This is a genomic window from Methanospirillum sp. (assembly GCF_035406105.1).
In the GTDB taxonomy this organism is placed as follows: Archaea; Halobacteriota; Methanomicrobia; order Methanomicrobiales; family Methanospirillaceae; genus Methanospirillum.
In genome coordinates, this window is record NZ_DAONKG010000087.1 from 1 (window position 1) to 9,502 (window position 9,502).

The following is a 9,502-nucleotide window of genomic DNA, read 5'->3' on the forward strand; positions in this document are numbered from 1 at the left end:
CGCAGGATACCAATACCAAGCTCCCGCAGCGATTCCTGAAACTTCCGGATAAACCCATGCATCTCCTGACACCCAGACAACAGATGGTGAAAAAACTCCCTTCCAGAAAGTCGTCCGGCCTCGCGGAATATCGCATCTGCCTCGGCATCACCGTACCGTTGCTCAAGCACATCGCGGAGAGAATATTGCATGAGCCGGTACACTTCAAGCCGGGTCATATTCCCAAGATTTGGTCTTCCCTTCTCAATATCCCCTAAAAGTTCCCATTTAAACTCGTATTTTCTTGAATGGCCCATACTATCCCTCACTTTTGTATCAGGTACATAAAATCATTTCCGTACCTGAATTATACATACAGAAGCGCAACCTCTCCAGGGTCGATCTGAAACATCCTGATATTATACCGCTTTATGCTGCCATCAACGGGCAGACCAACATTATCCATGCAGTCACGCCCTCCCTCCATGGCAATCTTCCTGCATATGGCAGCTATTTTCCCGTCATCATCAGGAAATACCTCTTCGAGAGATCTTCCGGGAGCACACCTCCCGCCAACACCGCCCATCTCCTCTGCAGCCGGATTCCCGCCAGAACAGATCAGACGTCCGTCCTTTTCTATCCTGAAAATCTGCAGACCAAGAGGCAGATGATCTATAATGCGCATGAGTTTCTCTTCAGACTCTTTCTGCCGGGTAATATCTCTCAGGCTTTCAATTGCCCCGGTAATTATTCCGTGCTGATACAGGAACGATGCACGGGCAAGGAAATAGTGCCTTTTTTCATGTATGTAAAGCACCCCCTCCGCAGTAATGATGGATTCCTCCCGGTGAAGAGAGGGATATACCTGCTCTGTGGCCGGATCAGGATGAAGGAGCAGATCAGCAATCATCGGCCGTCGTGATCCATAGAATGGAACTGCGTGGGCATAGGCACCCCGCCCTATCATATCCTGAGCCCTGGTCCCGGTAATCCGCTCAATCTCCCGGTTCCAGGCGATAATGATCCCCTCGGTATTGATAGCAAACGTTGCGTCAGGAAGAAAATTAATAATGTCATGAAACCGCTCTTCTGATGCTTTTATTGCCAACAGAGCCCGTCTTCTCTCCACCGCTGTCTCAATCTTGTGTGCGATATCCGCAAACTGAAGCTTTGGATCCCCCCCTTTCTGCACATAAAAGTCAACACCCCGATTGACAGCATCTCCTGCAACCGCCTCATCCCCCCGTCCTGTAAAGAGAATAAACGGGATATCGCCGCACTGCTCTCTGACAAACCGGAGCAGTTCAATGCCATTCATCCCAGGCATCTGATAATCGGAGATGATCACATCATAGGCATTCTCTTTTAGAAGCGTGACCGCTTCCCGTCCTGATAGAACCCCGGTCACCGAAAAATCTCCTGCCCGCTCGAGAAACATACGCCCGATGTCAACCAGGACCGGTTCATCATCAACAAAAAGCACCGAGATCATTAGATGGGTGATCTCATCGATACAATGATTAATGTTCCGTCGTGAACTCCCGAATCGTGACACCATGACTAAACCGGTGCATAAAAAAGTTCTGCTCTGTGATGGTTACCCAGACATGGGTTCAGTATCTCATGGACCCGGGTTTTCCTCTTTCGGACCGGAATACCCGATCCGGTAATGCTTCTCAAGAAACTTGAGAATCTTTTCTGATTCTATCCACCGGCTGTCAAGCTGATCGATCATCCTGTCTATCTCCCAGACCTGGTGGGTAATGCGGGAATAGGAGGTCTTATCCTGAAACTCTGCACAGGCAAGGATCACCGCAAGCGGGTTTCTGATGCCGTCATTTAAAATGGCAAGCTCTGCAAGATTCTTTTTGAGTTGAAATACTGCGGTCGTATTCTCCTCCTCAAGCTCCTTCTGTCTCGTGATATCAACCCCAACAGCAATGGTTACCCGCAGTAATCCCTGGTTACCCGTAATATTTGCAGAGTTCCACTTCAGTATCCTGATATCACCGGTTTTTATCCTGATGGGAATCTCAGCAGCTTCCAGATGCATGCCCAGGCTTGTCAGATGGATGATTGTGAAGAGTCGTTCGATATCATGCTCCGGAAGAATGCAGCGGATCGTCTTCCCGATCAGTTCATCCTGGGAATATCCGGTCAGGTCCTGAAACGCCTGGTTTATCTGATTGATATGCCCTCCTTTGTCCCAGACAATAATAGGAGTCCCGGCATGCTTGAGCAGGTTTTGCAGATACGCACTCGTCTCCTTTAATTGTTCTTCAGCCGTGACCCGGCGTGTGATATCGGTAAAGATCATCGCAAACCCGTCTGAAAGCCAGGGAGAGACAGATATGGTGAAATACTTTTTTGGTTTTGCAAGATATTTCTCAAAAAAAACCGGATTTTTTGTATCTACGACCTGACTACACTCCTTAAGACTGGGAACAGACCCGATAAGCTCTGATATACATCTCCCCCTGACAGTTTCGGCTGTATACTGAAAAATTTCCTCATACCGGGGATTTACCTCTTCGAACCGGTAATCAACCGGATTTCCATTCCTGTCGCGGACAAGGGTAAAGAGGGCAACCCCCTCAGCCATGTGTGTATACAAAAACCGAAACCGCTCCTCACTTGCCTTCCATCCTTCCTCTGACCGCTTCAAGGACACAACCTGGTTAATCCGGTGGGAAAGCATGGCAAAATTATACGCAGGGTCACCTTCTTTGGTGAGATACCCGGACAACCCTTCGTTAATGGCCTCAACAATCTCCATCTCCTGACCCCGGCAGGATACCAGGATAAACGGAATCTGATTTCCCTGTTTTCGCAATGTGCGGAGCAGGTCCAGACCGGAGATGCCAGGCATGATATAGTCCGATACAATAATATCATACCCGTTGTGCTGTAAAAGCGTAAATGCCTCCTGTGCGGATGAGGCCATATCAACGACATATTCTCCGGTTTTCTCAAGGAATGTCTTTGATAAGAAGAGCATATTTGGCTCATCGTCCACACAGAGGACTGATATCATTATGTTCTAGATGACTGGAGAGCAATAAAATGATTGTGCTCATGAGAAGCGATTGATTTAACCCACGCAGTGATTATTCGATAAGCAAAAATGCCTCATATGTATGTCAAAACGTCATAAAGAATCGGAGATAATTTGATATCTGTACCTGCGTGACCTGTACGAATTGGCGGAGGAAGACATCACTCATATCTGCCATACTGAATAAGAAATGGCGGTCAAACAATAAATGGCAGGAAAAATCAGAATAATTCAGGTTAGAGATAATTATTCCGACGGAGCCAGTCCCGCTGGGGAGGCGTATACCGATAGGTTATGTCGCACTTATCATCCTGAAAACTCCAAGGAACAATGATAATAATATCTCCCTCACGTATCCAGGCCCGCTTTTTCATCTTTCCTTTGATTCTGCCAAGACGGGTGACACCATCAGAGCACCTGACTCTGATATGGTTTGCTCCCATCATAAGCTCAGCAATTGCAAACTGTTCGTTATTGGCTTTTTTAGGGAGACGTACCCTGATTATTTCTTCTTCAGAACCTTCTCCTTCGGATTCCAGTATTTCCTCATCCAGCTCATCTTCTCTGTTTCTAATCAAACCCACTCCGGATATTAGTAATGATAGTACTTTGTATTTCTATCACAAGAATGTATGTGCAGGCACCCCAAGGCACGATTTGCTCTTCTCCCGTCCAGATGCCCTGCACCACATCGGAGGTAAAGATTGATGCTTATGCACCATGATACGGTATGATGAGAACCGTGACCGAGATTCATGATCTAAAAACCCTTCTGGACGATGTGAGTGAAGGACATCGTCTGACCTGTGACGAGGCAGTTCGTCTTTTTAAAATAAAAGACCGCTCCTCGTTTCTTATTGTCGCCGCTGCGGATGCACTGCGGGAAGAAAAATGCGGGGATGCCATCACCTGGGTGAGGAATCAGAACATCAACTGTTCAAACCTCTGTGTGAACACCTGCGGTTTTTGCGGTTTTTCCTGCAAACCAGGAGATCCGCAGGCATATGAGCTTAATCTGGACGAGATCGGGCAAAAAGCTGCTTTGGCTGCATCACGCGGGGTGACAGAGATATGTACGGTGAGCGGTCTTCATCCTGCGTATGATCTCAATTCCTACCTGTCCATGTATGAAACGATAAAACATCATGCACCAGGAATTCATATCCATGCCTCAAACCCGATGGAGGTGGCATATGCTGCCACAAAGTCCGGATGTACAACCCGGGAAGTACTTGAGGCTTTCCGGGGTGCAGGCGTCGGGACCTTATGCGGAACGGCTGCGGAAATCCTGGTCGATGATGTCAGACAGACCACCTGTCCTGAAAAAATATCTACAGACGAATGGATCAGGATCATCCGCGAGTCACATGAGGTGGGCCTTTTCTCGACCGCTACGATCATGTACGGTCATTGTGAGTCAGTTAAGGATCAGGTGGCCCATCTGGATATTCTTCGGAATATTCAGGATGAGACTCATGGATTTACGGAATTTGTTCCGCTATCGTTTATCCACCCCGGAACACCTCTTTATAAAAAAGGAGAGGCACGGCCCGGGGCGACCGGGCGGGAGGATATGCTGATGATCGCGGTATCCCGGCTTTTTCTGGATAATTTTACCAATATCCAGGTGTCATGGGTAAAACTCGGGCTGAAGATGGTGCAGATTGGTCTGATGTCAGGTGCAAACGACATCGGGGGGACCTTATATGAGGAGAGCATATCATCTTCAGCCGGTGCAAAGACAGGTGAGTTTCTGGATCCAAAAGAGATGCAATATATCGCCGGGGATCTTGGCCGTCCCCTGATTGAACGGAGAACAGACTACTCACCGGTCTGAAATGGTGCCATAGCCGGTGTAGAACATACGGGCATATGCACCAGAAGATCATCTGAATGCTGGGATCCGGTGTGATTGCATGAACCTGGCCTGTGCGTCCGGACCGGCAGATTGTACCCGGGACAGACAACCTGATAATATCCGGTGATACAGTACCAGGTATGGAATACCTATCTGAAACCTGGATGAAAGCAGGAGCGGCAGTCCTCATCTGTTTCTGTCTGTCTCTCATGGTGACCGGGGTTGTCAGTGCCCAACCCATGGAGAACCGGATACCAACGATGATCTCGATCGCCCTGGACCCTGCCAAGCCCCTGCCAGGACAGCCCTTTTTCATTACCGGCACCCTAATAACCAGCACCGGTGAGCCGCTCGGAAACAAATGGGTAGTTCTTGAGTCCACTGCTGCGGGTGCAACACCAGGAAAATTTCAGTATCTAAAAGTGACCAGAACCGAACGGGACGGGACATACTCCTTCTTCAGACCGGCAGCTTCACCCCCTGAAGATCTTCAGGTCAGGTTTAAAGGATTGTACCCGTATGCTGCATCGGTTTCTGATGTGGTAACGGCGAAAAAATAATTTTTTTGTGTCGAAATGAGAGCATTCAAAAGCACATTTTGATATTATTTCTCCCCAATATCCTCATACCAGAGGTCAGGGTACTCCTGAATAAAGGTCTCCATCATGAGCCTGCACCGCTCAAGATCATAATCAATAACCCGTACTCCGTGGGCCTCCATGAAATCACGGGCTCCTGGAAAGGTCCGTGATTCCCCAACGATGACACGGGGAATCTGAAACTGCACCACTGCACCTGCACAAAGGAAGCAGGGCATGAGGGTGGAATAGAGAGTACAATCGTGGTAGGAACCGATCCGTCCTGCACTCCTAAGACAGTCAATCTCTGCATGCATCATCGGATCTCCATTCTGAACCCGCCTGTTATGGCCCCTCCCGATGATGAGGCCATCCCTGACCAGGACAGACCCGATGGGAATACCTCCCTCTTTTCTCCCCTGCTCTGCTTCCAAAAGTGCTGCGAGCATGAATGGATCATCCTCACCCTTCTTTTGAGCCGATTCTTCCGATGGAACAAGAATCTCATCCTCCTCTCTCCAGAGCGGGTCACATATTGCGAGGAAAAGCAGATCGCAAGGACCATTATTCTCAATCCACTGGGTCTTTCCTGGTGGGATATAGACCATCTGTCCCTGCCCAATCTCTTCTGCTTCATCACCCACATGCATGATCCCGGATCCGGAGAGAATAAAATACACCTCCGATGACCGGATAAGCCGGTGAGGGAGGGTCTTCTCGCCTGTTGGAACACAGGCATGAGCGATACTGTACCGGCAGGACACATCCTTTCCGATGCGGAGCGGATGGAACAACTCTCCCAGCAGGCAGGTATCAAGGACCCGTGAATGGGGAATATCCACCGTATAGATATCCATACAACATATGGTCCTACTGCTCATGTTACCGTATCGGATACCTGGATGATACGATTCGATGGCCTTAAGTACTGATGCAGACTATCCACAATCAGGAGGAATCATATGGACGATTCGAAAAAGTATGCATTGCCAGCCCTTTCCTTTGAGTATGGAGCTCTTGCGCCATTTATCTCGGAGAAACAGCTGACCCTGCATCATCAGAAACACCATCAGGCTTATGTCACCGGTGCAAATATCATATTTGAGAAACTGGAGAAGGCACGAAGTGAAGGGACCGATCTTGATCAGAAAGCACTACTCAAGGAGCTTTCTTTCCATATCGGAGGGCACCGGCTTCATACCCTGTTCTGGGAAAACCTTGCCCCGGCCGGGAAGGGAGGAGGAGGAGTTCCGGCAGGAACCCTAGCTGCATGGATAGAACGGGACTTTGGATCCGTTGACCGGTTTAAGAAGGAATTTACACAGGCAGCTTCCTCGGTTGAGGGATCCGGATGGGCAGTCCTGTCCGTATGTCTTGGAACACAGCGACTGCTGCTCATGCAGGTCGAAAAGCACAACGTGAATATTTTCCCAGGATTTCGCATTCTGATGGTCCTTGATGTCTGGGAGCATGCATATTACCTGGACTACCTGAATGACCGGGCAAAGTTTATCGAGAACTTCTGGAATATTGTCAGATGGGACACGGTAAACCAGAGACTTGAGACAGCCCTGAAAAGCTAATCCCTCATTACCTTTTTCTTGTTATCCGCCAATTCAATCATGATTATCTGAAACCGGGGAAAAATCTGATAACTATGGCGGATTCATCACATCTCAATACATCCCGGTCAGGGTATCAGAATCAGGAATGCCAGATGATCCTGAATGATATCCCGACCGCTCTTCTCGTTCTGAAAGATAACAGGATCATGTTTGCAAATACCTCCGCAGTCAGCCTGTTCAAAGCGCGCCAGCCTGAAGAACTGAAGGGATTGTTCCTGTCAGATATCTCACCTCCAGCGCAGCCTGACGGCTCTTCATCTGCCGGGATGATTCAAACCCTTCTCCACTCTGTTCAACCTGGAAAGAACACACGGTTTGAATGGGTTTTTACCAGGTTTGACAGGTCTGAAATCTCAGGAAAGGTTACTATCCGCCAGTCAGAGTATTCTGACTCTCCGTATCTGATTTTCACCATTGTTGACAACACCGCTGAGCATCATGCAATCAACGATATTCTCACTCTTGCAGAAGAGATGAAAAAGGGAAATCTCCGGGCACGTCTCTCCAGCGAGGAATACAAAGGGGACATGTATAAACTCATGACCGGTATCAATGCCATGCTGGATAGCATTCTCCATCCCTTTAGGGACATGAACAAGGTCCTTCAGAAGATTGCAAAAGGGGATATGTCAGCCGGGATTATTCAGGAATATTCTGGTGAGCATGAAAAAATCCGCCAGGCAGTCAACGGGGTTGCAGATATCACCAAGAAGGTTCATGAAGAGATATCCCGGATGGTAGACGCTGCAAAACGGGGAGACCTGGCAAATCGCGGGAATCCGGATCTCTTCCCCGGTGAGTTTGCAGAAACCATCAAAGGGATAAATGAGATGCTTGATGCCATCCTCACCCCCATCCGTGCCGGAAACCGCATTCTTCAGAAGATTCGGAAAGGGGATCTGAGTGAACGGGTTTCTATCGAATGTGTCGGTGACCATGCAAAGATTAAGGATGCCATTAATGCGGTCCATGACTGGCTGAATGGTCTTATCATTTATGTCACCAGGATAGCAGACGGTGATATGACCGCTGATATCATGCAGGCATCTGACCGGGATCAGATGCATGGCCCACTTATCAGGATGCGTGATAACATCAGGAATGTTATCGCTGATGTTGATATGCTCGTGACTTCAGGTTCAGAGGGAAACCTGACGGTGCGTGCAGATCCATCCCGGCATAAAGGCGATTTCCGGGCGATTATTGAGGGGATCAATAAAACCCTTGACTCGGTTATCGTCCCGGTTCATGAGGCCATGGAGGTTTCGAATGGATATGCGGCGTACGATTTTACCCGGCGGATGAACACAAATATCAGGTACACCGGGGAATGGAAGGCATTTCAACAGGCTCTTGATGATGTCGGCCATCATGTATCTGATGCAATTGCCATCATCACCAAACAGATTGAGGTGCTCAACCAGGCAACAACCCAGGCATCATCGAGTATTAAGGATATCTCATCAGGATCCTCACTCCTTGCAGAGATCGCCCAGAACGTGAGTTTGAAAGCAGAGCAGGGAGGGGAGGGCCTCTCCCAGATTCTGCGGGCCATGGAGGATCTGGCAGTGAATGTCTCTGATGTGTCTGCACGGACCGGTGAGGTGAACCAGATATCCTCTGATACAAACACGCTCTCAAAGAAGGGATCTGCTCTCGCCCGGGAAGCAGAACAGGGAATGAAAGAGATCACCAGTTCGACTGATATGGTTACCGGCCTTGTCCATGAGATTATGGAGGAGATGGAGAAGATCAGTAAGATATCCCTTGTTATCTCAGACATTGCCTCACAGACAAACCTCCTTGCCCTGAATGCAGCAATCGAGGCTGCACGTGCGGGAGAAGCGGGCAGGGGATTTGCTGTTGTTGCAAGTGAAGTAAAATCCCTGGCCCTTGAATCCAGACAGTCCGCTGAGAATATCTCTGAAATGATCGAAGGGCTGACAAAAAAGACGCAGGCAGCATCAGATACTATGGACAAGAGCGTTCAGGTTGTCAGAGAGGGAGGACGGGCCCTGAATGAGACGCTTGAAGTCTTCAATAAAATCATCGATTCGGTCAATACCATCAGTCTTCAGATGGACAATGTTGCAAAAGCAGCAGAGCAGCAGGCAGCGGCGGTTGAGGAGATCACGGCATCCATCAATGAGGTCAATACGCTGGTGTCAGGGACTGCAAAGGACGCGGTTGCAGCAGCAGCAGCAAGTGAAGAGGCGGCGGCGGCAATCGATCAGATATCAGAACAGATCACCCAGGTTCATTCTGCTGCAGAAAAACTGAATGCCGAGACCGGTAAATTCACGGTCTGACTAATATTTTATTTTCGGGATACCTCTGCACAGAACCGGGCTTTTATCTCCGGCGGTGAGAGGGGAATATTGGAAACCGACCGGTTTCCCGGCTGTAT

Annotated in this window: 8 protein-coding genes and 1 pseudogene; 4 read left to right on the forward strand and 5 right to left on the reverse strand. The window is 48.8% G+C overall.

The features are described from left to right. From PLA23_RS06680 to eif1A, 4 genes and pseudogenes are all read right to left on the reverse strand, one after another. Positions 1-296, reverse strand: a pseudogene (locus PLA23_RS06680) (V4R domain-containing protein); the annotation flags it as partial. 50 nt (positions 297-346) lie between these two features. Further along, positions 347-1,537, reverse strand: coding sequence for a response regulator (locus PLA23_RS06685; protein WP_324331844.1), 1,191 nt, complete (start codon positions 1,535-1,537; stop codon positions 347-349). 63 nt (positions 1,538-1,600) lie between these two features. Continuing rightward, positions 1,601-2,995: a response regulator gene (locus tag PLA23_RS06690; protein ID WP_324474548.1), complete on the reverse strand. Its 1,395-nt coding sequence runs from the start codon at positions 2,993-2,995 to the stop codon at positions 1,601-1,603. Between the two features lie 275 nt (positions 2,996-3,270). Next, positions 3,271-3,588 (reverse strand): translation initiation factor eIF-1A, encoded by a 318-nt coding sequence (gene eif1A, locus PLA23_RS06695; RefSeq protein WP_500884158.1) that lies wholly within the window; start codon positions 3,586-3,588, stop codon positions 3,271-3,273. Between the two features lie 179 nt (positions 3,589-3,767). On the opposite strand from eif1A, the gene cofH reads away from it, so the two are divergent. Together cofH and PLA23_RS06705 are read left to right on the forward strand one after the other, a co-directional pair. Next, a complete protein-coding gene (gene cofH, locus PLA23_RS06700; protein ID WP_324474553.1) occupies positions 3,768-4,871 on the forward strand; it encodes a 5-amino-6-(D-ribitylamino)uracil--L-tyrosine 4-hydroxyphenyl transferase CofH in 1,104 nt (367 codons plus the stop codon). Positions 4,872-5,032: 161 nt separating this feature from the next. Then, positions 5,033-5,452 carry a hypothetical protein gene (locus tag PLA23_RS06705; protein WP_324331837.1) on the forward strand — a complete coding sequence of 140 codons (420 nt, stop codon included), beginning with the start codon at positions 5,033-5,035 and terminating at the stop codon, positions 5,450-5,452. Between the two features lie 44 nt (positions 5,453-5,496). Here PLA23_RS06705 and PLA23_RS06710 read toward each other — a convergent pair whose 3' ends face one another. Beyond that, a complete protein-coding gene (locus tag PLA23_RS06710) occupies positions 5,497-6,327 on the reverse strand; it encodes a deaminase (RefSeq protein ID WP_324474550.1) in 831 nt (276 codons plus the stop codon). A gap of 105 nt (positions 6,328-6,432) precedes the next feature. Between PLA23_RS06710 and PLA23_RS06715 the strand changes: the two genes are divergently transcribed. Together PLA23_RS06715 and PLA23_RS06720 are read left to right on the forward strand one after the other, a co-directional pair. Then, a complete protein-coding gene (locus tag PLA23_RS06715; protein ID WP_324329701.1) occupies positions 6,433-7,053 on the forward strand; it encodes a superoxide dismutase in 621 nt (206 codons plus the stop codon). 74 nt (positions 7,054-7,127) lie between these two features. Then, positions 7,128-9,404 carry a methyl-accepting chemotaxis protein gene (locus tag PLA23_RS06720; RefSeq protein WP_324474552.1) on the forward strand — a complete coding sequence of 759 codons (2,277 nt, stop codon included), beginning with the start codon at positions 7,128-7,130 and terminating at the stop codon, positions 9,402-9,404. Positions 9,405-9,502 lie beyond the last annotated feature (98 nt).

Excerpts from the sequence above, each read along its gene's own strand:
- PLA23_RS06685 (WP_324331844.1), bottom strand. The coding sequence starts at position 1,537 with ATGGTGTCACGATTCGGGAGTTCACGACGGAACATTAATCATTGTATC.
- cofH (WP_324474553.1), top strand. The coding sequence starts at position 3,768 with ATGAGAACCGTGACCGAGATTCATGATCTAAAAACCCTTCTGGACGAT.
- PLA23_RS06705 (WP_324331837.1), top strand. The coding sequence starts at position 5,033 with ATGGAATACCTATCTGAAACCTGGATGAAAGCAGGAGCGGCAGTCCTC.
- PLA23_RS06710 (WP_324474550.1), bottom strand. The coding sequence starts at position 6,327 with ATGGATATCTATACGGTGGATATTCCCCATTCACGGGTCCTTGATACC.
- PLA23_RS06715 (WP_324329701.1), top strand. The coding sequence starts at position 6,433 with ATGGACGATTCGAAAAAGTATGCATTGCCAGCCCTTTCCTTTGAGTAT.
- PLA23_RS06720 (WP_324474552.1), top strand. The coding sequence starts at position 7,128 with ATGGCGGATTCATCACATCTCAATACATCCCGGTCAGGGTATCAGAAT.